This is a genomic window from Streptomyces sp. NPDC018000, from assembly GCF_044328025.1.
Lineage (GTDB): Bacteria > Actinomycetota > Actinomycetes > Streptomycetales > Streptomycetaceae > Streptomyces.
Genome location: NZ_JBIRGM010000008.1, coordinates 112,084 through 135,808, shown reverse-complemented (window position 1 = coordinate 135,808; position 23,725 = coordinate 112,084). Strand labels below are relative to the sequence as shown.

Below are 23,725 nucleotides of genomic sequence, written 5' to 3'. Positions count from 1 at the left end.
ACATGATTCCGCAGGTCACGTGGCCCGAGGACCACCAGCCGAGGGTAGACGGGTTCCTCGAACAACTGCCCGACGTGCCCAACTGGCGTGCCACGCCGATGAAATGGGCCTCCGGCCTGGTGGTGGCCGTGCACATCTGAGGGTTTATCGTGCCCCCATGTCGGTTGATCTGATTCGCATCGTCTCCCGCGACTCGCCGATGGCTCTCGCCCAGGTGGAGCGTGTGCGCGCTGAACTGGCGGCGCTCCGCCCTGACATCGAGACCACCGTGCTTCCGGTGAAGACGACCGGCGACAAGTGGATGGGTGACCTCTCCCAGGTCGAGGGCAAGGGCGCCTTCACCAAGGAGGTCGACGCCGCTCTCCTCGCCGGTGAGGCCGATCTCGCCGTCCACTGCGTCAAGGACATCCCCGCCGACCGGCCCCTCCCGGCCGGCACGACGTTCGCCGCCTTCCTCAAGCGCGACGACATCCGCGACGCCCTCATCCACCCCGGCGGCCGCACCCTCGACCAGCTCCCGGCCGGCACCCGGATCGGCACCTCCTCGGTACGCCGGATCGCGCAGCTCTCCGCCTCCTACCCGCACCTGGAGTGCGTACCGATGCGCGGCAACGCCAACCGCCGTATGGAGAAGCTGGCCGCTGGCGAAGCCGATGCCCTGCTCCTGGCCGTCGCCGGGCTGGAGCGGATCGGCCGCGCGGACGTCATCACGGAGATCCTTTCGACCGAGACGATGATGCCGCCCATCGGCGCGGGAGTCCTCGCGCTCCAGTGCCGCGAGGGTGACACGGAGCTGATCGACACGGTCAGTGTGCTCGGCGACCGCGACGCCTACCGCGAGACGCAGGCGGAGCGGATGCTCCTCCACGTCCTTCAGGGTCACTGCAACAGCCCGATCGCCGGGTTCGCGCGGGTCGAGCGCAGCGGAGAACTGTCCTTGAGAGCTTGTGTCTTCTCGACGGACGGCAAGACCGTGCTCAACGCCCACGAGTGGGCAGGCCGTCTCGACCCGGCCACGCTCGGCACGTCCGTCGCCGTCGCCCTTCTCCGGCAGGGCGCACGCGACGTGATCGACAGCATCGCGCACTGACTCATCCGGTGCCATGCCCCGGCCGGTTCGGGACGGTGTACCCGTAGGGCCGGGATGGTGGTTTCAAGGAGGCTGTTTTCAGGCTGCCTTGACGGACTCGATGAACGGTGTCCAGGCGGACGCGGGGAGTACGAGGACCGGGCCGTCGGGGCGCTTGGAGTCGCGGACGGGGATGATGTCGGAGTGGCCGACCGCGGCTTCGAGGCAGTTGCCGCCGCTGCCGTTGCTGTAGCTGCTCTTGCGCCAGCGGGCGAACTCCTCGGCGACTTCAAGGCAGTTGCCGCCGGAGGAATTGCTGTGGCTGCTCCTACGCCAAGTAGCGGCGCTCAAGTCGATTCGGCTGCGAACCATTTCGGTATTCCTCTGCCGCTTCCTCGATCAGGGCGAGAGACGCCTCCGGCGGCAAGGCGGCGGCCCTCAGGAGATCGTACGACCTCTGATACTGCTTCACGAGGCCTGGATCGTCGACGGTAATTCCGTGGTGCTGACCTTCCGTGTAGGCCAATGGCGGAGCGTCCGCGAAGTCCAGGATCAGGGCGTTGCCCAGCATTAGGGCGTGTGCTCCCGTGTTCCACGGAAGGATCTGTGTAAAAATCCGGCCGCGTTTGATGAGGGCAGCGACGTGGTCGAGTTGTTCGGCCATTTGCTGCGGCGGCAGGATCGGTAGACGTAGCAGGGACTCGTTCAGGACGGTCCAGTACTGCGGGGTGCGGTGGCTCCTCGCGAAGAGTTGTGCTCGCTCCAGCCGTGCGCTGACCTTCACATCAGTCTCTTCCGGAAGCTCAGGCAGTCGCTCGGCGCAGATTACGGCCCGTGCGTATGCCTCGGTCTGGAGCAGACCGGGAAAGACCGTCGGAGACCACTCGTCGATAGTTTCGGCGCGCTTCTCTGCGTCCAGCACGCGTTCGAAGTACTCAGCGTGCCCCTTGCGCCTCGCCTTCCGCACGTCCTCGCAACGGCGCTCGAAGAAGCCGTCCGTCGCCAGCACCCGGTTTACATGCTGTGCCAGGTCCACGGGCATCCGGCGATGGCCGTGCTCGATCTCGCTCAGGTACGTGATGCCGTAGAAGCTGCCGTCCACCAGCTTCTCCAAGGTCAGGCCCGCCTCCTCCCGTTTGAAGCGGAGTTCCTTGCCGTAGAACTGCGGGACGCCTGCCGAGCCGTCGATCTCCTTGCGCGTAGCCACTCTTGACCACCTTTCGCGCTGTGCGTTGTGGAGCGGGAAACCCTTTCAAGGTAGAGCCCCGTGCGGCAGCGTGTGAGTGGTTCGTCACAGTACGCAACGAAAGGTGGAACCCCCTCATGGACGACGCGCATGTCGCAACCAAGCACGACACGGCTACGCACGACACACCCGCGCAAGAGGTCGACGCGGCCATTGACGCGCTCGGCGCCGCGCTCACGGCCCACGGCGTCACCCTGCCGTCGCTCGGCGTCGATCCGCTGACCCTCGCCGGCTGGACGACCCGGCCGCCGTTGGTCGCGCTCGGCAACTGCACTGCGGAGACTGCGCGTCGGCTGGCCGAGGTGCTGCGTACGGCGGCCGGTGGATGACCCCGCTGCCGCTCAGGATGGATCTGCTCGCCGTGCCGAAGGCCGTACCGGAGGTGCGGTACATGGTGCGGGGGTGGTGCGGTGGTGTGGATGCGCCCGATCTGTTGCTCTGCATCAGTGAGTTGCTGACCAATGTGATCGTGCATCTCGGCGAGGGGACGCCGGTCACCCTCCGGGTCGCCGGTACGTGCTCCGGCCGCGTCCGCGTCGAGTTGAGCGATCCCGGGCCCAGTCTCTGGCCGGTTCTGCGAACCGCTGGGGTCCGTGACGAGTCGGGGCGGGGGCTGGCGCTCGTGGACGCGCTGGCACTGCGGTGGGGCGTGGAGCAGGGGCCGTCCGGGAAGACGGTCTGGTGCGAGCTGCGTGTGCCCGCCGGGTGGGACCCACCGGTGTGCGAGCCGACCGGTCCTGGCAGGGCCGGCGTCGGTCTCGGCGGAGCCGGAGCCGGAGCCGACCCGACGTGCTGAGCGGCGTGCCGCTCCGGTGTCTCTTCATTTCGGGAGTGGCTCGCTGCCCCTTTCCGGTACAGAGAGCGGCGTCAAATCAGGGTGCCGACCTGCCAACTCCGTTGTACCTGCAAGAGATCACCCCTGACTGCTTCGGGATCGCGATCGACCTGAGAGCCTGCCCCGACCAGGAGCACCTGGTCGCACCAGTGGTGAAGTCACTGGCCGAGGCCATGGGCAGCGTGTTCACGAACCGGGCTGACGACTCGCGGCACCGGCCTCAGAAACGGGCTGCATTCAGACGGGTTGACCGGATTGGGCAAACTGAACGTGTCGAGCGTGGTACGTTCTGTGACCTCGAAAATAAGATGACCCCGGCAGCGCGCCAACGCTCCGGGGCCCGGCACAAGGAGAGAGAACTCCTCATGCAGATTCATCGTAGCCGCCATACGCGCGGTTTCACGGTCCTCCCCAACGCGTTGTTACAGGACCGGCGGTTGTCGTACACCGCCCGTGGCCTGTTGGCCGATCTTCTTTCCCGTCCTGATGGTTGGTCCGAGGACGGTCGGCGGATGGCCGACGCGAGTCCGCAGGGTCGGTTGGCGGTGGCGAAGGCGCTGCGGGAACTGACGGCCTTCGGGTACTACCGGGTCCTCAAGGTCCGTCGTGATGACGGGACTTTCGTCAGCGAGGCCCATGTCTACGACACTCCGCAGTCCGTCTCGGGTTCGGGTATCGACCGCCAGATCGCACCGGGTATCAGGCGTCCGGGTTCCGGTGTGCCGACCGCTGGTGACCGGGGCACCAACCCTGTAAAGAACCTTGGGAAAACACCCACCCTCCCCGGCCCGAGGCAACGGCTGACCGCGGCCGGGGTTCGCGACGGGGGTGCCATCACGGGTACGGGCGAGCCGCCGGAGGCGCCCGTGGTCAGCGACGTGCGTACGGCTGGGGACGTACGCACGGCCACGGAGGTCTTCGGGGCCGGGGCCGGGACCGATCGAAGCCGCGTCGATGAGACGACCGCCGAGGCGCATGGGGTGGCGGTTGCCACGCTGTTCCGGGTGATCCGTCCGGAACCGCGACTGCGGCTCGGTGCGGTCGAGGCGCTTGCCCTCGCGCCGCTGGTCTCCGCCTGGCTGGAGCGCGGCTACGACCAACGAGACCTCGCCGGGGCCCTGTTGGGCGGGCTGCCCGCCCGTATCCACTCCGCCTCGGCGATCCTGCGCAACCGCCTGACACGGAAGTTGCCGCCGTCCCCAGCGGCTATGAGCCCCGAGTGTTCGTCGCCGGAACGGCCTGGTTCAGGCGTGCCGCGCTGGGCCGAGTGCGAGGAGTGCGGTCACCCCGTTTCGCGCGCGGGCCTGTGCCCTGACTGCGCGGTCCCGGCCGACGGCTCCGGCGCCGACTCCGGCGCCAGTACCGGGCCCGATAGCGTAAGTGCTCGCCGCGCGGAAACGACCGCCAGGGGCCGCGCCCTGGTGCGCGCTGCCATGTGTGAGGGGACGGTGGCGTCAGGGTTGGGTGACGGCTTGTGGGGTGTGGTGCCGAATGGCTCAACTCGGAGTGATCACGCAGCTTCTGCCGCTGGCAACCAAGCTGACGAAATTTGCCAATGATTGGCAGAAATTTACGCATCCATTGATCAACTCTGCTCATGTCTATACCTTCTCCGTGTCCGTTGAAGCCAACGCAACGGAAGAAAGTTGAGATCTGAATATTCGGCTGCTCTGCGTGTGCCCGGTCGTCGCATAGGTACCGTTGTGATCGGCGCTGCGACTGCGCTTGGTTTTCTCGCCGCGCCTGCCCAGGCGGCGAGTTGGTCCAGCTCGTTGTCGAACGCTGGTCCGGGCTTTGAGTCCCGCCGCTGGGCGGACTCCGGCGGTGCAACCAACATCAAGTTCACCGGCTGCTCGGATGACGGCAGCGACAGCGTGGTCAACGTCACCCTCCGCAAGGACACTCTCGGGCCGGATCCGAGCTACGCGACGGCCAACTTCACCAACTGCTTTGTCAGCAGCACGTCTACCTCGTCGGGTGACTGGTCCGACCACGGTTCGGGCGACTACTACTTCGCGGTCAACTACGGTGCTTCCAACCTCCACGTATGGGTCAAGTCGCTGACCGTAACCTACTGAGCACTTCATCCTTCCTGGGCAGCCTCGAACTGTGGGGCTCCCCAGGAAGGCTTTCCCTTGTTCCGCCCACGAGGTAGCCCCCATGCCCCTGCATTACCAGTCATGTACTTTTCGCTACGGCCGTAGATCCCGTCCTGTGCTTGACCGGCTCGATCTGGCGTTCTCACCTGGGCATACCGTCCTTCTGGGTCCCAACGGGGCAGGCAAGAGCACCCTGCTCACACTCGGCGCCAGTGCCTTGAGTCCACAAGCGGGACGCGTTCAGTACGGGAGACTCGATCCGGCCATTCGCAAGCACGCGCGGGCCTATCGGGGCAAGGTGTCCTGGCTGCCGCAGCGTCCTGGGTTCCTCCCCGGGCTGACGTGTAGAGAACATGTGGCCTATGTGGGCTGGCTCAAAGGTATGCGGGAGCGCGACGCCTGGCGTGCTGCACCGGAGGCGATCGAGCGCGTCGGTCTGACGGAGAAGATCGACAACAAGGTCAAGACTCTGTCCGGTGGCCAGCAGCAGAGGGTCGCCATCGCGCAGGCGCTCGTCCATGATGCCGAGCTGTTGCTTCTCGACGAGCCGACCGTCGGGCTCGACCCGCACCAGCGGCGTCGTTTCCTCGACCTGCTGATCTCTCTGCGGGGCAGTGTCGATGTGATCGTCTCCACCCACGACATCGGCGACCTCGACGAGGCCTTCGACGAGGTCGTGGTCCTTGAATCGGGAAAACCGAGGTTCAGGGGCACGGTTGTGGAGTTCGCCGGTCACGCCGAGCCGGGGTGCGTGCCGGGCCGACGTCTGGAGAGCGCCTACGCGTCGCTCTTGGAGGCGGCGGAGTGATTACCTGGGCGAATCTCCGCGCCTCGGCCGCGCCCTGGCTGGTACTCCCCATCTTGTTGTACGCAGCCCTGTACATCGACGACGCCACCTTCACCGAGCCATCGGGGTACGGGGTGCAGACCGGCGAACTGGCGGCGTACGCCGTCGTGGTCATCGCCCCGGCCGTAGCCGCGGCCGCCGCCTGGGAAGCGGGGCGCCACCGCATGCTCGGTGCCCTGTGCGCCACCGCTCGACGCGGCGCGGTGCGGCAGTTGCTGTGGGCTGTCGTTCCGGTCCTGGTTCTGCTGCTCGTTCTTGTTACCGGGGCACTCGTCGTGGCCTATCGGGCCGTGGGTGTGCTGCCCGCAGGGGCCGGTTGGTTCGCCGTGGCCCATCTGATCGTGCTCTCCCTCGGCTGGCTGGTCATCGGCTGGTGCCTCGGGCTCGTCATGCCCAGGAGCGTTGCGGCACCCGCTGCTGGGATCGGCTGCTGGGCGTGGCTGTCCATGCCGCACGCGACGGCCAACGCCTGGGTCCGTCATCTGGGTGGCTTCATCGACGGGCTGTCGACCGTCACCGATGTGCGCACCCCCGCCGTGTACCTGGTCCCCTGGGGTGTCGTCTCCGCAATGGCCGTCGCATTCTGGTTCCTCGCCAGGATGCGCCGACGTGCCTGGGCGGTGGTGGTCGCCTGCACCGTGGCAGCAGCCACACTGGTTGCCGGGCGCGCCGCGGTGAGCGACTGGGGCTACCGGCACCCGACCAGCCCCCGCGATGTCGCCATGTTCTGCACCGGGCAGGCGCCGAGGGTCTGCGTACCACCGGAGTACGAGCCCTACGCGGAACAGTTGCGGCGAGATGCCCTGGATCCGCTCAAGCGGCTGGAGGGCGCTGGAATAGCCGCCCCGGAAGAGCTGCGGGTCGCCTCGGCGAACGTTCGGCTCAAGCCGGGGACATGGCCGTTGTACTGGTCGTTGCCTCCACGGGGTGGTGAGCAGGACCGCGCCCGGTACACGGCGGACCTGGCGGAATCGGCGGTTACCGGGACGGCCGCACGCACAGGTGTGGACGACTGCCGGCAGCCGGGCTCTCCGGCCGCCGCCTGGGCCGCCCTGGTGGTCGGAGTGGACGAACAGGCCGTGCGACAGGCGATGCCCGACCGTGAATGGGCGGCACTTCAAGAGGTTCGTCGGCTTCCCGCAGAGGGGCAGGCCGACTGGTTCACCAAGAACGCGGTGAGTCAGGAGCGCTGCGTCGAGGTCACCTCATGAGGCGCTATGCGATCGCTGTGCGTCGCTGGTGGGCCGCCCCCGCCGCACTCGTCCTCCTTGTTGTGGTGTGTTGGACGGTGGGAGCGAGCGAGGTGCCTGTGCCGAGTCTGACCAGCGGCATGGGTAGCGCCCAACTCGCCTACTTCACGCCCGTTCTGGTGGCCGTGGCTGTCATGTACTGCTTGGAACGGCGGATACTCGACGTGGAGATCACGGCGGTTCTGCCCATTCGCCGGTTCGACCAGGGTGCCGTCGTTCTCACTGTGGTCCTGGCGCACCTGGCCGGACTGGTCGTGGGAATGGACATCGCCCGCAACGTCACAGTCCTTCTCGCCCTCGGATTGCTCACGCGCCGTTTGCTCAATGAAGCCGCGGCAGCGGCAGCCGGGTTGATGTTCCTGGTCATCAACCTCATCCTCGGTCGTGCTTACGGCCCCGATGGCCATGTGGCCCACACCTGGTGGGCCATTGCCCTCTATCCCTCCAACAGCATGACTGCGTGGTTGGCGGCGGTCGCCCTGTTCGTACTCGCACTACTGACGGCGTTCCCACGGACGTTCGTGTCTCGCTGATACCTGAACCACGCGTGGATCTACGGTAGATGGCCTACGCCGACGTTTCTCGCCGCCGGTGCATCACGGCGTGCGCTGCCCCGGTCGTGTGACCGTTGCCGAGGGGCGACCGGGGCGTGGGCCGTGCCCGTGCCGGTGGCCGTGCGGCCATGGCGGGCGGCCTGCCCAGGCTGCCCGAGTGGATGGAGTGGCCAGACGACGTGCTGGGTATCCGGCGTTCCTGGAGACCTCCAGCGAGGCGAACGTGCGGTTCTACGAGCGGCTCGGTTTCCAGGTCACGGTTGCTGTTTCCCTCCCTGACAACGGTCCCCGCACATGGTGCATGCGCATGGACCCGCGCTGAGAGTGCTGCGGTGTGCCGCCCCGGTGGTCCTCCTCGGGGCGCCGTCGTCGTGCCCGCAGTCACCGGGAGGCTGATACCGGCCCGGCCGACGCATGCGAAAGGGCGGGGAGGCCTCGCCTCCCCGCCCTCGGTCAGACCCGGCTGCCGAATTGCTTCAGTTCGCTGAGGGTCGTGGTGAACTTGTCGCTCGCACGACGGCTCGTAGGATTGCCTGCCGCCAGGGACTTGATGCTCTCCGAACGTGCGGTGACGGTGGTCCCGTCGACATCAAGGATTCCCTGTTCGCCTCCGACGGGGACCCAGACGTCTTCCGCCGTATTCAGTCCAGGGTGTTCGGCACCGACCAGGTCGTCGAGGTACAGGACGACGTACGACCCCGGCTGCAGTGCCGAGGCACCCTCGACATTGGCTGCATCGGTATCCACGTTGGCCACCAGTAGCTTGGCCAGAGGAACGGGGTCGACTCCCCTCGCTTTGGGGGGCGTGTAGATGATCGATTCGACTGTCGCTTCCTGGAGGACCATGGGAATGCAGTTGTCGTACTGACTCTGCCCGCCCTCCATTCCTTCAGTGAACGTGGGTTCCGGCGAAGGAGTACCACTCGGGTCGGGGTTGGGGTCGCCTTCCGTGTCTTCTCCCGATGTGGTCGGCTCACCTCCGCCTTCCACGGCCTCCCCGCCGTCATCACACTGCCGGCTGACGACCTTGCCCATCTTCACGTGGAAACCGCCGTTGGATTCGGCAGCCAGCTCTTCGATGCTTGAATAGAGCGCGTAGTCCGCGTCGACGTGGAGCTTCCCTGACGCACCGCCCGCAGAACAGGCAGCCGTGGAAAGAATCACCGATGCGGCCATAGCTGACGCAGCCATAACCTTTTTCATTTTCCCCCCTAGTACTTGGCCCTGATGCCCTGAAGGTCGTCATACCAGGGACCATCGCCCCCGCAACCGAACTTTACCGTCCCCTGGCGCATCACCGAAGGCCCAGGGTTACTGCACGTAAGAGAGGTGTGGTCGAGCCCGTAGGCATGTCCGATCTCGTGCTCGGCGACGATCTTCTTCTGTCGAGCGGTGAGGCTGCTCATGGTGCGGCTGTTGAACTTCAGATAGGTCTCGTTGTAGGACCAGTAACCGAAGGTGCAGCCCTGCCATGAAGTCGTGGCCCAGGCGCTCCAGCTGTAACTGCCGTCCCGTACCTCGACCATGGGGTCGCCGTTGCTCTGCTGCTTACTGAAATACCCGTTTGCCGACGTGGCGTCCCATCGGCTCTGAGCATCACCGAAAGCAGTATTGTAAGTGCTCGTGATGTCGTAATACCGGTACGATATCGGGCCGTTCTTCCCGATTCCGTAGAACTTTCCGCACAGATGTGAATACGCCTGCGCCGGTGCCGCAAAAACTGCTCCGATGCCGACGAAGAGGGAAACTCCAGTCGTCACCGCCACGGCTTTCGTGCGGAACGCGCGCAAAACGCCGCTTCTTATGCCTCGGACCCTGAACAAAATCCCCCCTGCTTGAATTCGCCGAGAATATGCGGACTCAGCATAGGGAGGCGGTCACCGACGGTCAAGCATGCCAGAGGAATATTCCTGAGCACCCGAACTCCCATTCCGGGGCACCAGGTGATTTGCTCCGCACATCAGGCACTCAGGAATCAGTGAATATCTCTGGAATCACAAGAAAAATAGGAAGGGGCTTGATAGTGGCATTTACCTGTCTCAATGATCTGTGTCGGCGGGTCGAATGGGATATGGAGATGATGAGGCAAGAATCACCATAAGTGCCTTGGCGGATGCCTCCAGCCTCGCTGACCCATTGGCATCAAGACACCGCGTGACGGGTCGCCGCGACATCACATGAGGCGGATCGCCCGCACCCGCACCGGTGCGAGTGCGGGCACGGATGCGGGACGGGGGCGCGGAGCCCCTGGTGGGGGCCGTCGCGGCGTGTCGAGGGGGCGACGTGGGGGCAGAGGGGACGGGGGCTATATTCCTGTATCGGGATAAAAGGTTTGCCTTCCCTAATAAGTCGCTCGGACGCTCAGGTGGTCGCGGTGGTGAGGATGTCAAAGGTCTCAGTGCAGTCGGATGCGCACCGGAAGGACGGCCCGTCCGTGCCGGTGGAGTCCGCGCCGGACGCGCGACTGGCCGATCTGCGCCCGGGGATGAGCGGCCGGGTGACCGACATCGACGAGTCGGTCGAGCCGAGCACCGCACGACGCCTGTTCGACCTCGGGTTCGCCCCCGGTGCGGAGGTCACCGTGCTGAGGAAGGCGCCGCTCGGTGACCCTGTCGTTCTCCGGGTCGCGGACTACGAGGTGGCGCTGCGCAAAGCACAGACCGCGGGCATCCACGTACGGCGCGACGCGTGAGCGCGCACTGCGGTCCGGAGACCCGGACGGTCACCGGCGAGACGCGCCTGGCTCTGGTCGGCAGCCCGAACTCGGGCAAGAGCACGCTCTTCAATGCCCTGACCGGCCTGCGGACCAAGACCGGCAACTACCCCGGAGTGACCGTCGCGCGCTATGAGGGGGTGGCGCGTGTCGGCAAGCACGAGGTGGTCATCGAGGATCTGCCCGGCACCTACAGTCTCGACCCGATCAGCCCGGACGAGCAGGTCGTCGCCGACGTGCTCGACCCGAACAATCCTGACATCGGTACGCCCGACGGGATTCTCGTCACGATTGACGCGACGACGCTGCGTCGTTCCCTCGGGCTGCTCGCCCAGGCCATGCAGACCGGCCTGCCGATCTGTGTGGTGCTCACCTTCCGTGACGAGCTGACCCGTCGCGGCGGCACCCTCGACATCGCGGCCCTCCGGCGTGCTCTGGGCGTGCCGGTCGTCGGGGTGACGAGCGGGTCGCGCAACGACCTGGCGCAGTTGCAGTCCATGCTGCTCGACCGGTCCGCATGGGAGCGGCCGGTCGTCCCGCCGCCCAGCGATCCCTCGCAGAGGCGCGCCTGGGTGGAGTCGCTGCTGCAGAGCGCGGGCTACGAGGTGCCCGAGGTCGATCACCGCACGCGGCGCATCGATGCCGTGCTGCTGCACCCGCTGTGGGGCACACTCATCTTCTTCGCGACCATGTTCGCGTTCTTCCAGGTCATCTTCACCGTCGCGGCACCGCTGCAGGACGCGGTGCAGAGCGTCTTCGACTGGCTCGGCACGCTGGTCACCGAGCATGTCTCGAACCGCTTGCTCTCCGGCTTCCTCAGCAGCGCCCTGATCGGTGGCGTGGGCAGCGTACTGGTCTTCCTGCCGCAGATCGCCCTGCTGTTCCTCATGATCTCGTTGCTGGAGGGCAGCGGCTACCTCTCCCGCGCGGCATTCCTGATGGACCGGCTCATGGCCAAGGCCGGGCTGGAGGGCCGGGCGTTCGTCGCGCTGCTCTCCTCTCTCGCCTGCGCCGTCCCGGGCATCATGGCGACCCGTTCCCTCCCGTCGGCCAGAGACCGCTTCGCGACCATGATGGGCGCGCCGCTGATGACCTGCTCGGCGCGACTGACGGTCTATGTGCTGCTGATCGGCATGCTGGTGAGCCCCGATGCCAGGGTCGGTCCCTTCGGCGCCCAGGGCGTCGTCATGTTCGCCCTGTACCTCGTCGGCGCGCTCTCCGCCATGGTGACCGCCTGGGTCTTCAAACGGTTCAGCGGCCGGGGCGGGCCGGTGCTGCCGTTCTACATGGAGATGCCGTCCTACCAGCTGCCGCGCCTGCGGTCGGTGGCCGAAGCCGTCTGGAGCGCGTGCAAGGGCTTCCTGTACAAGGTCGGCAAGATCATCCTGCTCGTCACCGTCGGGCTGTGGCTGCTGCTCAGCCTGCCCATGCACAGCGATGCGGAACTGCGCTCCGCCGGGGTCGACCCGGCCGACCGGACCGCGGTCTCGGCCTACGAGGTCGACCACAGCTACGCCGCCGAGATCGGTCGCGCCATGGAACCCGTCTTCGCGCCCCTCGGCTTCGACTGGCGGATCAACATCGGCGTGCTGGGATCGCTGTCCGCCCGCGAGGTGTTCGTCGCGACCCTCGGCCAGGTCGCCGCCGCCGAGAACCCCGACGAGCCGGCCGAGGCCCTGGCGGAGATGACCTACACCGACGGGCCGCACAAGGGGCAGAAGGTCTTCACCCCGGCCACGACGGCCGCCTTGCTGGCTTTCTTCGTCTACGCGTTGCAGTGCATGTCGACCATCGGGGTCATGCGCCGTGAGACCGGCTCGTGGAGATGGCCCGCGGTCGCCTTCGGCTACATGTTCGTGCTGGCCTGGACCATGGCCTTCCTGACGCACACCGTCGTGGACCAGCTGACATGAGTGTCGTCCCCATGCATCCCGAGGCCACGGCCGACCCGCAGACCGTCCGCTGGGTCGTCCCCGCCGGCACGCTGCCGGTCGTCGGAGAGATCGCCGAGGCACCGGACGAGCTCGGGGAGATGCTGCACTCCGAGGACGTCGTCTCCATCGAGGTGGAGACACAGGCCGTGGTGATCCGGCTCGCCGACGGCCGGAGCTGGTCCGGCGCCGGAGCACGGGTGCGCGACGCGCTCGGCGCCGCGCTGCGGCACCCCCGGCGGTGGCGGCCGGTCGCCGTGGTCACCGAGGACGACGTGCTGCGTGCCGCGCTGCACGACGTCCTGGACGGATCCCTCGGCGACTACATCCGCTCCCACGGCGGCGAAGTGACGGTCGTATCCGCCCACGACCGGCGCGTGGAGGTGCGGATGGCGGGCACCTGCACGCACTGCCCGGCCGCCGGGTTCACCCTCCACTCGCGCCTCGAGTCGGCGCTGCGTGACCGGTTCCCCGATCTGGTCGAACTGCGGGCCACGGAGGAGCCCGGCAAGGCGGCGAGGCGCACCTGGCTCACCCTGCGTCGCCGCGGCGCGTGTCCGCCCGGGGAAGGGGCGGTGACGGGCCGGCCGTAGCGGTTGCCCCGGCCGGCAGGCGGCGCACGGCTACCGCGGGCTATGCCCGGGGACGGGGTCATCTCGACGGTAGCGGCGGGCGGCGGCGGGTCCCTGTCGGCGTTTGGAAAACGCTCTGTGTGGCGCAGACGACGAGGTTGCCACGATCAGGAAAGAAAGGAATCCGGGCAAAAGCTGCCCGCCCTCAGCCGGGACCAACGTGATACCGGCGGGCACCTGGTCGGCGATCACGCGTAACGATGTCCCTGCCACCCAGTCCCGACCACCACAATGCGCGCCCCCGCTCCCATGACCTGGCCGAGGGGACCGCTCAGGACGGCAGGGCCCCGTCGAGGTAGTCCTGTACCGGCTCGAACAGTCCGTACGGTACGTACTGCGGGATCTCGCCGTGGGAGACCCAGGCCAGTTCGGCCAGTTCCTCGGTGTCCGCGACGTGTGCCGTACCGCCCAACACGTCGCAAGCGGTGTACGACATCAGTCGGCCCGTCTTCGGGTGGACCCGCTCGCCGAGCAGCTTCACCGCCCCCACGGTCAGCCCGGTCTCTTCCTCGGTCTCCCGCACAGCAGCGTCCTCACGGGTTTCGCCGGGCTCGACCTCTCCGGCCGGGAACTGCCAGGAGAGTTGTCCCTCTCTGACCCGGCGGCGCACCATCAGCACACGCCCCTCGTTCACCACAATGGCTGCGGCGATGCCCGGACGCTCGTCCGTGTTCTGCTGCGTCACGTCTGCTCCTCCAGAACGGCCAGGATGGGTGGGAAGATCGTATCGGCGGGGATGAAGCGGGGCACCGCGTTTCCGGCTACCCACATGACGTCGATGTTCTCGGCCGCGTCGCTGTTGGTGGCCTCGCCGGCCAGGTACTCGCACAGGAAGTACTCGCACACCACGCCGGTCACGGGGTGGAGCCGGTTCCCGAGGTGCTGCCGGACCGCGCAGTGGACCCCTGTCTCGTCCAAGGTCTCCCGCACGGCGGTGGTCTCCGCCTGGCCTCCCGGCTTGATGACGCCGGCCGGGAACTGCCACGTGATTCCAGCAGCGTCGCCGTCCCGTCGGCACACCAGAAGGACATCGCCGTCGCGGACGACCACCGCGATGGCCACTCGCAGAGCCTGCGCACCTGGCGGCGTGGAGTCCGCTGGGGCCCGTTCCTTCGCCAGCAGGAGCGCGAACCGCTGTCGCGCAGCCGGAGGAGCATGCTCATGGGCCGTGTCGAGGAGCTGTTGCATCTCTATACGGGGCACGACGGAGGCGTCGGAGTGCCAGGCGGCTACCGTCCGCACGGCGATGCCCAGGTGGGCGGCGAACTGTTCGTTGCCGAGCCGTAGGGCGGACTGCAGCAGGCAGGCGTACCGGCCGCTCCAGTGCTCGATCACGTCCACAAGACTGGCCCCTCGTCGCTGCTCCGGTGCAGGAATCCGCGCGCCGAAAGTGCACTCCCATTGCACTGGAACTTCATGGTCGTGTGAGAAGAGCCCCGGAAGAATCGGAGTCACCAGGGGCCAAGGAAGCAGCCGCCGAAGGCTCAGTCCCTGAGAGACGCACGAGAGGCGCGAAAGCGTCAGATGACCACAGGGAGATTCTAGGTGTCTACCCCCAGCGGATAGTGGAGACAGAGAAGTTGGCCGAATCAGACCTCCTGGTTGGCTGATCGGTCACACCAGCCAGCGTTCACCCGTCCGGGGCGTTGCTCGCACGCCCGAAACGCCCTGCCGACGCCGGTAACCTCAGCAGATGACGGCTGATTGCACGTCATGTTCGGTTGCTAGCAAGGCGAAAGGGAGTCAATGCCCGAGGTTCAGGCACACACTGTCGAGCGCACGCTCGTCCTGCTCAAGCCCGATGCGCTGGCGCGTGGCCTGGCAGGAAGGATCATCACGCGGTTCGAGGATGCCGCGCTGAAGATCGTCGGCACGAAGATGAAGTGGATGGACGAGGAGTTCACCCGCCGGCACTACTTCGACCTTGAGGAACGGTTGGGGGCGGAGGTCTACAAGGTCACGTCGACCTTCATGCAGCAGGGACCGGTTATCGCCCTGGCACTGGAAGGCTTCGATGCCATCGCCACCGTCCGGAAGATCGTCGGCAGCACGTACCCGAACCAGGCCCCGGCCGGCACGGTGCGAGGCGATCTCTCGCACTACAGCGCTGCGGCCAGCATCGCCTCGGGCAAGGCGGTCGCCAACCTCGTGCACGCCTCCGGCAACGCAGAGGAGGCCAAGCAGGAGGTGGAGCTGTGGTTCGACAAGGACGAGCTGCAGGACTACAAGACGCTTGCCGAAATCTACACATACTAGCAGCGGGTCGCGGCGTCACTGCGGGGACGCCGGAGCGTTGATCACCACTGGGGCACGACCGTCTGATCCGAGAGGGCACCATGACCAACCAGACCCGCCTGGCCTCCACCGACGAACTGGAGTCGATCTTCCAGCGTGAGCTGGCGACCGACCGGTGGGCGGCCACCGAGACCGCATACGCCCTGGCAGCGCGCCACCGCGACCTGGGCGACTGGCCCGCGTCACAGGAGTGGGCCCAGCAGCGCCTGCGTCTGCTGGAGGGTTTCCCCAGCGAGACGGAGGAGCAGGTCGCCACCGGCCGCACGTCGGTCGGAGGGGTCCAGCTCCCGACCTACCTGCACTCGGGAGTCGTCGAGGAGCGCTTCGGCACCCTCGGCTGACATCCACCGATCCGCCGGGGTGATGCGGCCGGCACCCGCATCGGCCGCATCACCCCGCTCGACCACCCCGCTCGACCATTCGACCACCAATCCCATAGCGATCGCCCGACCGGACAGCCCCGCACGGCAGGGTCCGGCTGGCTTCGCCATGCCTGAAACGAGGAGGCAGCAGCCCCGTGGCCGTCGAGATCGAGATGCGCGCCCGCTTCACCAAGGATGTCCACGACCAGCTCGCCACCCGCCTGAAGGCGGACGGGGAGGACCTGGGCCCTGACGACAAGCACATTTACTTCTACGTGCTCCCCGACCAGCTCCTGAAGGTCACCGACAACACCGCCGCCGGCACCGCCAAGATCACCCTCAAGGGGAGCAAGATCGGGCAGGGCGCGGCCTTCGCGGAGACCGAGTTCGCCATCGCGCCCACCGACGTTCCCGCCGCAGTGAAGGTGTTCAACGCCCTCGGGTTCGAGACGGCGATGCACGAGGCGTTCAACTTCCGTCACAACTTCCGCTTCGACGGCGTTGAGATCGCGGTCAAGTGGAGTGAGGCGTGGGGCTACCACGCCGAGTTCGAGGTCCTGCTGGAGGACGGCGCCTCGGACGCCGCCCGCGCCGAGTCGGAGGCCAAGATCACGGACGTCGCCTCGGCGCTCGGGGTGGCCTTGATGACGGAGCAGGAGCTGGCCGACTTCACGGCAGCCTTCGAGGCCGCCGAGAAGGAGCGCAAGGAGCGCGAACAGCAGGCCGCGCCGATCCGGTAGGGAACATCACCGCGGAGACCACCAAGGGGGTGGGCACGAGTGAGCACGACCCCGTTGACCGCAAGTCTGATCGACCTGGCTGCCCGTGGGCAGCTCCCGCTCCACCAGCACATGGACCACGCCACCATCGCGTGGATCAGCGACAACAGGCCCGACCTTCCGCCGTCCTCGGCGCCGGTCTTGCGCGCGCAGTCGAAGGAGCTGCTCGCACACGGCGGACTGCCGACCCGGTGGTGGGCGGACCCCCGGCTGTACACATCGCTCCACGGCGTCCGGCACGCCATGAGGACGGCGGCGCTCGCCGCCGTCCTCGCCGAGGCGAACGGCCTCAACGACGACGACACCGCCACGGTGATCCTCGCCGCCGCCGTACACGACTGCCAGCGACACCACGACCAGGACGACCGCGGACATGGCGCCCGCGCGGCCCTCTGGCTCGCCGCGAACGCCGATACGGTCTGGGGCCGCTTCGGCCTCATCGCCAGTCCGCGGCGGATCGTGCAGGCGGCTACCGCCGTCCGACTGCACGACGTCCCGTACAAGGCGTTCACCGCAGACGACAAGACGGACCACGCCCGGGCCGAGCGCATCACCGACGTGGTCAAAGCCGCCGATGCCCTGGACCGCTACCGCCTGCCGAAACTGAAGTGGTGGCCGGACGCCTGGTACGTCCGCGAGCCCGCCCTCGACGAGCTGCGCGGCCTTGCCTTCGACCTGGTCCTGGTCTCGGAGCGGTCCTACCTCGCCGGGTCCAGCGGCACCGCGGCCGTGAGTTACGCGCTCGCCGAGAAGGGCCTGGTTTGACCATGGATTTCCTTGACGCCTACCACCTGTGGGCCGACGCCCACGCCTTCTTCGACTCCACCCTCATACCCAGCTTCGCCGATTACACCGACCCGCTCGCCACCCAGGCCGCGGGCTGGGACCGACGCCTCGCCGAGGAAACCCCGAACGGTCACTTGCTGCGGCAGAACGCCCTCTTCGAGGCCCTGAGCGGCAACGGCAAGCTGCACCTGCTGCACGTCACCCACGCCCTGGAGGAGATCAGCCGGCAGGGTGTGCTCTACCCGTCGGGCGGCTGCCTCGTCGGAAGCATCTACTGCGCGCCGCTCACCGCGACCGACCAGGGCTTCCGCATGCACAACCTCGGCGCCTATGTCCTGACCAAGGAAGCGCCGACCTTCCTTGCCAAGCTCGGCGTCACCGACCGCGCCCCCACCCCGCTGATCTTCGAGATCAACACCCCGCCACAGGCGTACCGCGGGCTCGCTGGCGTGGACTACCTGCGACTGGGCCTCATCCACCTGCAGATCTACAGCCACCTCGAATACCTGCTGAGCAAGAACGAACGGCACCAACTGCGCGAGACCGTCGTCAGCCGAGTCAAGAACTCGGCCGCGTTCCTCGCCACCGCTGCCGCCGTCGCCTACCAAGGCACCCAGGTCGACGCCGAGATGATCCCCCGCCTGCCGATCCTCGGCTACCTGTACTTTGAAGCGGTCGCCGAGTACCTGATGCTCCACTCGACCTCCCGCCACACCCGGCGCCTGGCCGAGCTCGGCGAGCTGAACAACTGGCTGTACAAGGAGATGCTGTTCGCCTCCTTCCCCGCGATGGCCGGCAAGTTCGACCTCGCGAGGTTCCGGCCCCGTCCGAAGCAGCTGGCCGCGCTCATCCACCGAGTCGACCCGACCGTCGACACCCACCATGCGAGCGCGTACCTGGTCGAGCGGATCAGCTACCTCGTCGCTGCCCGCCTCTTCGCGCCCGGCAACGTCCCCGAAGCCTGGCACCACACGCGCTGGGAGTTCGACTCCCTGGCCACCCAGCTCGGACCGCTCCTCGGCCACCTCATCCACCGGGAGCTGCGCACCTTCGGCCGCTACCCCGACTTCTACTTCTACTTCGACCAGTACAAGGCGCTGCAAGCCTGGAACTACTGGAACCACATGGACATCGTCGCCCCGTTCAATGGCACGATGCCCAAGGGCGAGATCGGCATCAACCCGGCCTACCCCAACCTCGACTACCGCGTCTGGCGCGCTGAGCAGGACGATGCCGGCCACCTCCACTCGGCCGAAGAGCTCTCGCTGACCATCGCCCCGCGGCTGGTCGACATCAAGTACACCCTCATGCGCAACAACCAGTGGACCGCCTCCGCGCCTAGCGCCGCCTGATCAGCGCCGCCGCCACCCGCGGCCCACCCCACCCCAAGCAACCTCACACGCAGGAGACCCGTGATGAGCCCCTCCGGCATGCCCGCCATCGACTTCCTCGGCGAACAGATCGCCTCCGTTCTCACCGACCCCGCCACCACCCACGGCCTCGCCCGCACCCTCCGGGCCGCCGCCAAGGAGATCGAACTCCACCGCTACCACCACGCCAGCCGGCGCACCTGTCCCAACGGTCGTATCGACGACAAGCCCGCCAAGGTCCAGATCGGCGGCGGGGCCCACCGCATCGACGGCTTCTTCAACATCGACCTCGTCCCGCCGGCCGACCTCCTCTGGGACATCCGCGAGGGCATCCCCCTCCAGGACGACAGCACCGACGAGATCTTCTCCGAGCACTTCCTGGAACACATCGATTACCCGCGCTCGGCCAAGCACTACGTCATCGAGGCCCACCGCGTGCTCGTGCCGGGCGGCCGGATTATCACCGGCGTTCCCGACGCCGCCTTCGCCCTGAGTTTCTACCCCCGCCCGCTGGGCGCGTCCGACAAGACGATCGAGCGTTGTTACGCCAAGCGCGACTGCCTCGGTGACATCAACACCCGCCTCGACCTCGTCAACCTGGTCTTCCGCGACCAGGACGACGACCCCACGTACACCCCGCACCTGTGGGCGTACGACCACGAGAAGCTCGTCCAGCTCTTTACAGAGGCCGGCTTTACCACCGTCGAACCCTGGACGTTCGACCCCTCCACAGCCAACCCGAAGCGCCGATGGGGCAGCGTTTACGTCATTGCCACGAAGTAGCGCCCCACGTGGCAGTCGGCGAGTCCCGAGCGTCGTTGCGGGGGTTCGCCCGTTTCCGCTCCCCGCCCCGTACCGGAGTCCGGTCACCTCGGCGGCAGCGGCGGGCGCCGCCGGTCGGGGACGTTGTCGTACGTCGGCGGGGTGGCCGCCGGGTGTGCGGCGAGCAGGTCCAGAGCCACCCGTACCGCGTCGTCGAGTACCGCGTACCGGCCCTCGGCCCAGTCGAGCGGGGTGCGCAGGGCCTCCAGGTCCGGTTCGACGCCGTAGTTCTCGAGCGACCAGCCGTATGTGTCGAACCAGGCGGCGTTCATCGGGACGGTGATCACCGTGCCGTCGCCCAGCCGGTGGCGGCCGGTCATGCCGACCACGCCGCCCCACGTCCGCTGGCCCACCACCGGGCCCAGCTTCAGCAGGCGGAACACGGCGGTGATCATGTCGCCGTCGGAGGACGTCGCCTCGTCGGCCAGGGCGACCACCGGGCCACGGGGTGCGTTGGAGGCGTAACTGACCGGCTGGGCGTTGCGGGTCAGGTCCCAGCCGAGGATCGTGCGGGTGAGTTTCTCCACCACCAACTCGCTGATGTGGCCGCCCGCGTTGCCGCGTACGTCGACGATCAGGGCCGGGCGCGATACCTCCATGCGCAGGTCCCGGTTGAACTGGGCCCAGCCCGAGCCGCCCATGTCGGGGATGTGCAGATACCCGCACTTGCCGCCGCTCAACTCCCGTACGACTTCCCGGCGTTTGGCCACCCAGTCCTGGTAGCGCAGGGGCCGTTCGTCGACCAGCGGGACGACCGCGACGCGGCGGGAGAGGCCCTCGCCCTCGGCGGGCCGGAAGGTCAGCTCGACCGTGGTGCCGCCCGCCGCGGAGAGCAGGGGGTAGGGCCCCGCCACCGGGTCGACCGGGCGGCCGTCGACATGGGTGAGGACCGCGCCCGCCCTGATGCCGGTACCGGCCAGCGGGGAACGGGCCTTGGAGTCGGAGGAGTCGCCGGGCAGGATGCGCCGGATCGTCCAGTCGCCGTCCCGGCACACCAGGTTGGCGCCGAGCAGGCCGATCGCCCGCTGGTAGTGCGGCGGGCCCTCGTTGCGGCGGGCCGGTGTCACATACGCGTGCGAGGTGCCCAGTTCGCCCAGGACCTCCCGCATCAGATCGGCGAACTCGTCGGGGGAGGCGACCCGTTCGACCAGCGGACGGTACTGGTCGAGCACCGCGTCCCAGTCGATGCCGCACATGTCCGGTTCCCAGAAGTAGGCGCGGATGATGCGGCCGGCCTCCGCGTACGCCTGCCGCCACTGCGCCGCCGGGTCGACCTCGTGCAGGATGCGGCGCAGATCGAGGTAGACCGTCGTGTCGCTGTCGGCGATCTCGGTGGCCGGTACGGCGCGCAGCTCGCCCTCGTCCATGACGACCAGTCGCGTCGCGTCGCCACTGACCGCGAACCAGTCCAGATGGCCCACGAGTTCGGTTTTCCGGGCCTTGGAAATGTTGAAGTGTTCCAGTGTGGGACGGCCCGACAGGTCCGCCGGGTTGGCGAACGTCTCGCCGAGCGCGCCCGAGATCGGCCAGCGCAGCCAGACCAGCCCGCCGCCGCTCACCGGACACAGGGCCGAGTACTTCGACGCGGAGACCGGGAACGGCGTCACCCGGTTCTCCAGGCCTTCGAACTCGACGCTGACCGTCGACGGCCCCTCGCCCGCACCGGTCTCCGGAATGTCGGCGACCGGGTCGAGACCGCCCGCCGCCGGGCGCCCCTCGGGGGACAGGGCGAACGGGGAGGGCGTCGCCGAGGAGAGCGGTACCAGGTACGGGCGGCAGCCCAGCGGGAAGGAGAGGTCGCCGGTGTGGACGTCGTACACCGGGTCGAAGCCGCGCCAGGAGAGGAAGGCGAGGTAGCGGCCGTCGCCCGTGAAGACGGGATTCTCGTCCTCGAAGCGGCCGTTGGTGACATCGACGATCACCGGGGAGCCGGTGCCCAGGATGCGGGCCAGCTTGATCTGGCGCAGGGAACGGCCGATGCCGGGGTGCGACCAGGTCAGCCAGGCACCGTCCGGGGAGAACGCCATGTCGCGGACCGGGCCGTTGATGGAACGGATCAGTTCCACGGGCTCGCCGGTGGAGGTCTCCTCGTCGGTGTCCAGGAGCAGCAGCCGCCCGTCGTTCGTCGCGATCGCCAGGCGCTCGCCGTCCGGGTCGGCGACCAGCTCGTGGACCCGGCCGATCTGCCCGGACGCCAGCCGGCGCGGCGCGCGGTCGCCGCTGGCGCGCGGCAGGTAGGCGATCTCGATCGCGTCCTCGCCGTCCGCGTCCGTGACATAGACGACCTGGCCGCCGCTGCCGAGCATCTCGGGCAGCCGGACCCGGACCCCCGGGGTGTCGGCGATCGTCCGGGCGGGGCCGTCGCGGTGGGTGAGCCAGTACAGGCTGCCGCGTACGGAGACGGCGCTGGCCCGGCCCGTTTCGTCCACCGACAGCGAGTCGACATTGCTGGCGGCGGGCACCTGGTACGTACGCCGTCCGGCGCGCGGCCCGCCGAGCCGTACCTCCAGCTTCCGCGGTACCGCGTCCGGTGACTCCAGGTCGTCCACCAGCCACACATCGCCCGCGCACTGGTACACGACCCGGCTGCCGTCGCTGGACGCGTGCCGGGCGTAGAAGGCGTCGTGGTCCGTGTGGCGGCGCAGATCGCTGCCGTCGGGCAGGCAGGAGTACAGATTGCCGACGCCCTCGTGGTCGGAGAGGAACGCGATCCGGCCGGCGACGAACATGGGTGAGTCGAGGTGGCCGCCGATGTCCGGCAGCAGCCGCTTGCCGTGCAGCCACAGCCGTCCCGTCGCGCCGCCCCGGTACCGCTTCCAGGAGGCCGGTTCGTGCGGCGGTTTCCCGGTCAGGAGGAGGGTGCGGCGCTCTCCGCCGATGTCGGCGACCGCGATGTCGGAGACCGGGCCCCAGGGCAGCTTGCCGCCGGGGCTGCCGTCCGTGGGGAGGGTGTAGGCCCAGGAGACGTGCGAGAACGGCTGGTTGTGCGAGGACACGGCGAGGATCTGGGAGGCGTCGCCAGAGTCGGGGGTCCAGCCGCAGACCCGGGCGTCCGTCGACCCCCAGTAGGTGAGCCGCCGTGCCGGGCCGCCGTCGACCGCCACGAGATGGACTTCGGGGTCGAGGCTGCGCCAGGTCGTGTACGCGATACGGCTCCCGTCGGGGGAGAACCGCGGATGGCCGACCCGGGTCCGGTCGACGGTCAGCCGCCACGCGCGGCCGGTCCGCTGCCCCTCGGCTGCGAGGGGGGCGACCCAGAGGTCGTCCTCGGCCGCGAAACAGAGCAGATCCTGGTGGAGGTGCGGGAAACGGAGATACGCGAGGTCGTCACTCACCCTTCAATGCTTTCCGCGCGAGAGGGCCCCGGCAACTTGTGGTGCGGAACACAAGCGAAACGATTTCGTTTCGATCGATGGGTGGCGTAGCTTCGACGTGTACGAAACAGTTTCGTTCGATTGACTGGTGTGCGATGGTCGCGAACAGAGGCACGAAGAAGAACAGAGGCACGAAGAAGGAGACCGGCACATGGCGCGCACCCGGCTTACGCCCGAGCGCGAGAGCGAGCTGTACGCCGCCGTGCTCGACCTGCTCCGCGAGGTCGGCTACGACGCACTGACCATGGACGCCATCGCCGCCCGCACCCATTCCAGCAAGGCCACCCTCTACCGCCAGTGGGGGAGCAAGCCCGAGCTGGTCGTCAAGGCCCTGCGGCACAACAAGCCGGTGTCCCTCGCGGAGATCGACACCGGATCGCTGCGCGGCGACTTCCACGCCGCACTGAGCCGTGGCGACGACTGCCGGATGGAGAAGGACTCCGCGCTGATGCGGGGTCTGAGCCATGCCGTCCACGACAATCCCGATCTGCTCAAGGCCCTGCGCGACCTCTTGATCGAGCCGGAGATGACCGGCCTCGACACGCTGCTGCGCCGAGCCGTGGACCGGGGTGAGCTGCGTCCGGACAACCCGGCGCTGAAATACGTACCGCACATGCTGATCGGCGCCCTCGCCGCTCGGCAGCTGGTCGAGGACCTTGACGTCGACCAGGCGTACCTCATCGATTACGTCGACTCCGTGATTCTCCCCGCTCTCGGCGTCTGACCGGCGCGCCCCCCTCGCGCGCCGCTCCTTAAGCCTT

General features: G+C 67.8%; 26 protein-coding genes. 19 read left to right on the top strand and 7 right to left on the bottom strand.

Translation table 11 applies throughout. The features are described 5' to 3' along the window. Nucleotides 1–2 precede the first annotated feature (2 nt). Together ACH4EW_RS19555 and hemC are read left to right on the top strand one after the other, a co-directional pair. On the top strand, nucleotides 3–140 hold the full coding sequence (locus tag ACH4EW_RS19555) for a hypothetical protein (RefSeq protein ID WP_398258457.1): 138 nt from the start codon (nucleotides 3–5) through the stop codon (nucleotides 138–140). 17 nt (nucleotides 141–157) lie between these two features. Further along, nucleotides 158–1,090, top strand: a complete 933-nt coding sequence (hemC, locus tag ACH4EW_RS19550; protein WP_398258455.1) for a hydroxymethylbilane synthase — start codon at nucleotides 158–160, stop codon at nucleotides 1,088–1,090. 78 nt (nucleotides 1,091–1,168) lie between these two features. Here the strand turns inward: hemC and ACH4EW_RS19545 are convergent, their stop codons facing one another. Both ACH4EW_RS19545 and ACH4EW_RS19540 read right to left on the bottom strand, forming a co-directional pair. After that, the gene (locus ACH4EW_RS19545; protein WP_398258453.1) at nucleotides 1,169–1,420 is read right to left on the bottom strand and encodes a DUF397 domain-containing protein; all 252 of its coding nucleotides are present in this window, start codon (nucleotides 1,418–1,420) and stop codon (nucleotides 1,169–1,171) included. Beyond that, entirely contained in the window at nucleotides 1,398–2,276 is an 879-nt protein-coding gene (locus ACH4EW_RS19540) for a helix-turn-helix domain-containing protein (protein WP_398258451.1), read from the bottom strand. Before ACH4EW_RS19540 ends, ACH4EW_RS19545 begins: the two co-directional genes overlap by 23 nt. A 116-nt stretch (nucleotides 2,277–2,392) precedes the next feature. On the opposite strand from ACH4EW_RS19540, the gene ACH4EW_RS19535 reads away from it, so the two are divergent. The 7 genes from ACH4EW_RS19535 (at nucleotide 2,393) to ACH4EW_RS19505 (ending at nucleotide 7,879) form a co-directional block, all read left to right on the top strand. Continuing rightward, entirely contained in the window at nucleotides 2,393–2,644 is a 252-nt protein-coding gene (locus ACH4EW_RS19535) for a hypothetical protein (RefSeq protein ID WP_398258449.1), read from the top strand. Next, the gene (locus ACH4EW_RS19530; RefSeq protein ID WP_398258447.1) at nucleotides 2,641–3,111 is read left to right on the top strand and encodes an ATP-binding protein; all 471 of its coding nucleotides are present in this window, start codon (nucleotides 2,641–2,643) and stop codon (nucleotides 3,109–3,111) included. Before ACH4EW_RS19535 ends, ACH4EW_RS19530 begins: the two co-directional genes overlap by 4 nt. 404 nt (nucleotides 3,112–3,515) lie before the next feature. Continuing rightward, nucleotides 3,516–4,709, top strand: coding sequence for a hypothetical protein (locus tag ACH4EW_RS19525; protein ID WP_398258445.1), 1,194 nt, complete (start codon nucleotides 3,516–3,518; stop codon nucleotides 4,707–4,709). A gap of 144 nt (nucleotides 4,710–4,853) precedes the next feature. Beyond that, complete coding sequence (locus tag ACH4EW_RS19520) at nucleotides 4,854–5,228, top strand: hypothetical protein (protein ID WP_398258443.1); 375 nt, start codon at nucleotides 4,854–4,856, stop codon at nucleotides 5,226–5,228. Between the two features lie 82 nt (nucleotides 5,229–5,310). Next, nucleotides 5,311–6,057, top strand: coding sequence for an ABC transporter ATP-binding protein (locus ACH4EW_RS19515; RefSeq protein ID WP_398258441.1), 747 nt, complete (start codon nucleotides 5,311–5,313; stop codon nucleotides 6,055–6,057). Continuing rightward, on the top strand, nucleotides 6,054–7,307 hold the full coding sequence (locus tag ACH4EW_RS19510; RefSeq protein ID WP_398258439.1) for a hypothetical protein: 1,254 nt from the start codon (nucleotides 6,054–6,056) through the stop codon (nucleotides 7,305–7,307). Before ACH4EW_RS19515 ends, ACH4EW_RS19510 begins: the two co-directional genes overlap by 4 nt. 98 nt (nucleotides 7,308–7,405) lie before the next feature. Beyond that, a complete protein-coding gene (locus ACH4EW_RS19505; protein ID WP_398258437.1) occupies nucleotides 7,406–7,879 on the top strand; it encodes a hypothetical protein in 474 nt (157 codons plus the stop codon). A gap of 474 nt (nucleotides 7,880–8,353) precedes the next feature. Here ACH4EW_RS19505 and ACH4EW_RS19500 read toward each other — a convergent pair whose 3' ends face one another. Together ACH4EW_RS19500 and ACH4EW_RS19495 are read right to left on the bottom strand one after the other, a co-directional pair. Continuing rightward, the gene (locus tag ACH4EW_RS19500; RefSeq protein ID WP_398258435.1) at nucleotides 8,354–9,103 is read right to left on the bottom strand and encodes a hypothetical protein; all 750 of its coding nucleotides are present in this window, start codon (nucleotides 9,101–9,103) and stop codon (nucleotides 8,354–8,356) included. Between the two features lie 8 nt (nucleotides 9,104–9,111). Next, a complete protein-coding gene (locus tag ACH4EW_RS19495; RefSeq protein WP_398258433.1) occupies nucleotides 9,112–9,690 on the bottom strand; it encodes a hypothetical protein in 579 nt (192 codons plus the stop codon). 593 nt (nucleotides 9,691–10,283) lie between these two features. Here ACH4EW_RS19495 and ACH4EW_RS19490 point away from each other — a divergent pair. Genes ACH4EW_RS19490 through ACH4EW_RS19480 form a run of 3 tightly spaced genes read left to right on the top strand, consistent with a single transcriptional unit; the run spans nucleotide 10,284 to nucleotide 13,137 of the window. Next, nucleotides 10,284–10,592, top strand: a complete 309-nt coding sequence (locus tag ACH4EW_RS19490) for a ferrous iron transport protein A (protein WP_398258431.1) — start codon at nucleotides 10,284–10,286, stop codon at nucleotides 10,590–10,592. Beyond that, nucleotides 10,589–12,526, top strand: a complete 1,938-nt coding sequence (locus tag ACH4EW_RS19485; protein WP_398258429.1) for a ferrous iron transporter B — start codon at nucleotides 10,589–10,591, stop codon at nucleotides 12,524–12,526. Before ACH4EW_RS19490 ends, ACH4EW_RS19485 begins: the two co-directional genes overlap by 4 nt. Next, complete coding sequence (locus tag ACH4EW_RS19480; RefSeq protein ID WP_398258427.1) at nucleotides 12,523–13,137, top strand: NifU family protein; 615 nt, start codon at nucleotides 12,523–12,525, stop codon at nucleotides 13,135–13,137. The genes ACH4EW_RS19485 and ACH4EW_RS19480 overlap by 4 nt, the downstream gene beginning before the upstream one ends. A 310-nt stretch (nucleotides 13,138–13,447) precedes the next feature. Here the strand turns inward: ACH4EW_RS19480 and ACH4EW_RS19475 are convergent, their stop codons facing one another. Next, entirely contained in the window at nucleotides 13,448–13,861 is a 414-nt protein-coding gene (locus ACH4EW_RS19475) for an NUDIX hydrolase (RefSeq protein WP_398258425.1), read from the bottom strand. Then, nucleotides 13,858–14,517, bottom strand: a complete 660-nt coding sequence (locus ACH4EW_RS19470; RefSeq protein ID WP_398258423.1) for an NUDIX hydrolase — start codon at nucleotides 14,515–14,517, stop codon at nucleotides 13,858–13,860. The genes ACH4EW_RS19475 and ACH4EW_RS19470 overlap by 4 nt, the downstream gene beginning before the upstream one ends. A 405-nt stretch (nucleotides 14,518–14,922) precedes the next feature. Between ACH4EW_RS19470 and ACH4EW_RS19465 the strand changes: the two genes are divergently transcribed. The 6 genes from ACH4EW_RS19465 to ACH4EW_RS19440 all read left to right on the top strand — a co-directional run bounded on the left by ACH4EW_RS19465 (nucleotide 14,923) and on the right by ACH4EW_RS19440 (nucleotide 19,551). Beyond that, nucleotides 14,923–15,432 (top strand): nucleoside-diphosphate kinase, encoded by a 510-nt coding sequence (locus tag ACH4EW_RS19465; RefSeq protein WP_398258421.1) that lies wholly within the window; start codon nucleotides 14,923–14,925, stop codon nucleotides 15,430–15,432. A gap of 80 nt (nucleotides 15,433–15,512) precedes the next feature. Further along, complete coding sequence (locus ACH4EW_RS19460; protein WP_398258419.1) at nucleotides 15,513–15,812, top strand: hypothetical protein; 300 nt, start codon at nucleotides 15,513–15,515, stop codon at nucleotides 15,810–15,812. Nucleotides 15,813–15,988: 176 nt separating this feature from the next. Next, nucleotides 15,989–16,573 (top strand): hypothetical protein, encoded by a 585-nt coding sequence (locus ACH4EW_RS19455; RefSeq protein WP_398258418.1) that lies wholly within the window; start codon nucleotides 15,989–15,991, stop codon nucleotides 16,571–16,573. A 39-nt stretch (nucleotides 16,574–16,612) separates the two neighbouring features. Further along, nucleotides 16,613–17,377, top strand: coding sequence for a hypothetical protein (locus tag ACH4EW_RS19450; RefSeq protein ID WP_398258417.1), 765 nt, complete (start codon nucleotides 16,613–16,615; stop codon nucleotides 17,375–17,377). Nucleotides 17,378–17,379: 2 nt separating this feature from the next. Then, on the top strand, nucleotides 17,380–18,750 hold the full coding sequence (locus tag ACH4EW_RS19445; RefSeq protein ID WP_398258415.1) for a hypothetical protein: 1,371 nt from the start codon (nucleotides 17,380–17,382) through the stop codon (nucleotides 18,748–18,750). A 63-nt stretch (nucleotides 18,751–18,813) separates the two neighbouring features. Next, nucleotides 18,814–19,551 (top strand): class I SAM-dependent methyltransferase, encoded by a 738-nt coding sequence (locus ACH4EW_RS19440; RefSeq protein ID WP_398258413.1) that lies wholly within the window; start codon nucleotides 18,814–18,816, stop codon nucleotides 19,549–19,551. Between the two features lie 83 nt (nucleotides 19,552–19,634). Here ACH4EW_RS19440 and ACH4EW_RS19435 read toward each other — a convergent pair whose 3' ends face one another. Next, nucleotides 19,635–22,925, bottom strand: a complete 3,291-nt coding sequence (locus ACH4EW_RS19435; protein WP_398258411.1) for a S41 family peptidase — start codon at nucleotides 22,923–22,925, stop codon at nucleotides 19,635–19,637. A gap of 190 nt (nucleotides 22,926–23,115) precedes the next feature. On the opposite strand from ACH4EW_RS19435, the gene ACH4EW_RS19430 reads away from it, so the two are divergent. Further along, nucleotides 23,116–23,688, top strand: coding sequence for a TetR/AcrR family transcriptional regulator (locus ACH4EW_RS19430; RefSeq protein WP_398258409.1), 573 nt, complete (start codon nucleotides 23,116–23,118; stop codon nucleotides 23,686–23,688). Nucleotides 23,689–23,725: the final 37 nt, after the last annotated feature.

Excerpts from the sequence above, each read along its gene's own strand:
- ACH4EW_RS19555 (WP_398258457.1), top strand. The coding sequence starts at position 3 with ATGATTCCGCAGGTCACGTGGCCCGAGGACCACCAGCCGAGGGTAGAC.
- hemC (WP_398258455.1), top strand. The coding sequence starts at position 158 with ATGTCGGTTGATCTGATTCGCATCGTCTCCCGCGACTCGCCGATGGCT.
- ACH4EW_RS19535 (WP_398258449.1), top strand. The coding sequence starts at position 2,393 with ATGGACGACGCGCATGTCGCAACCAAGCACGACACGGCTACGCACGAC.
- ACH4EW_RS19530 (WP_398258447.1), top strand. The coding sequence starts at position 2,641 with ATGACCCCGCTGCCGCTCAGGATGGATCTGCTCGCCGTGCCGAAGGCC.
- ACH4EW_RS19525 (WP_398258445.1), top strand. The coding sequence starts at position 3,516 with ATGCAGATTCATCGTAGCCGCCATACGCGCGGTTTCACGGTCCTCCCC.
- ACH4EW_RS19515 (WP_398258441.1), top strand. The coding sequence starts at position 5,311 with ATGCCCCTGCATTACCAGTCATGTACTTTTCGCTACGGCCGTAGATCC.
- ACH4EW_RS19500 (WP_398258435.1), bottom strand. The coding sequence starts at position 9,103 with ATGAAAAAGGTTATGGCTGCGTCAGCTATGGCCGCATCGGTGATTCTT.
- ACH4EW_RS19490 (WP_398258431.1), top strand. The coding sequence starts at position 10,284 with ATGTCAAAGGTCTCAGTGCAGTCGGATGCGCACCGGAAGGACGGCCCG.
- ACH4EW_RS19480 (WP_398258427.1), top strand. The coding sequence starts at position 12,523 with ATGAGTGTCGTCCCCATGCATCCCGAGGCCACGGCCGACCCGCAGACC.
- ACH4EW_RS19465 (WP_398258421.1), top strand. The coding sequence starts at position 14,923 with ATGCCCGAGGTTCAGGCACACACTGTCGAGCGCACGCTCGTCCTGCTC.
- ACH4EW_RS19460 (WP_398258419.1), top strand. The coding sequence starts at position 15,513 with ATGACCAACCAGACCCGCCTGGCCTCCACCGACGAACTGGAGTCGATC.
- ACH4EW_RS19445 (WP_398258415.1), top strand. The coding sequence starts at position 17,380 with ATGGATTTCCTTGACGCCTACCACCTGTGGGCCGACGCCCACGCCTTC.
- ACH4EW_RS19440 (WP_398258413.1), top strand. The coding sequence starts at position 18,814 with ATGAGCCCCTCCGGCATGCCCGCCATCGACTTCCTCGGCGAACAGATC.
- ACH4EW_RS19430 (WP_398258409.1), top strand. The coding sequence starts at position 23,116 with ATGGCGCGCACCCGGCTTACGCCCGAGCGCGAGAGCGAGCTGTACGCC.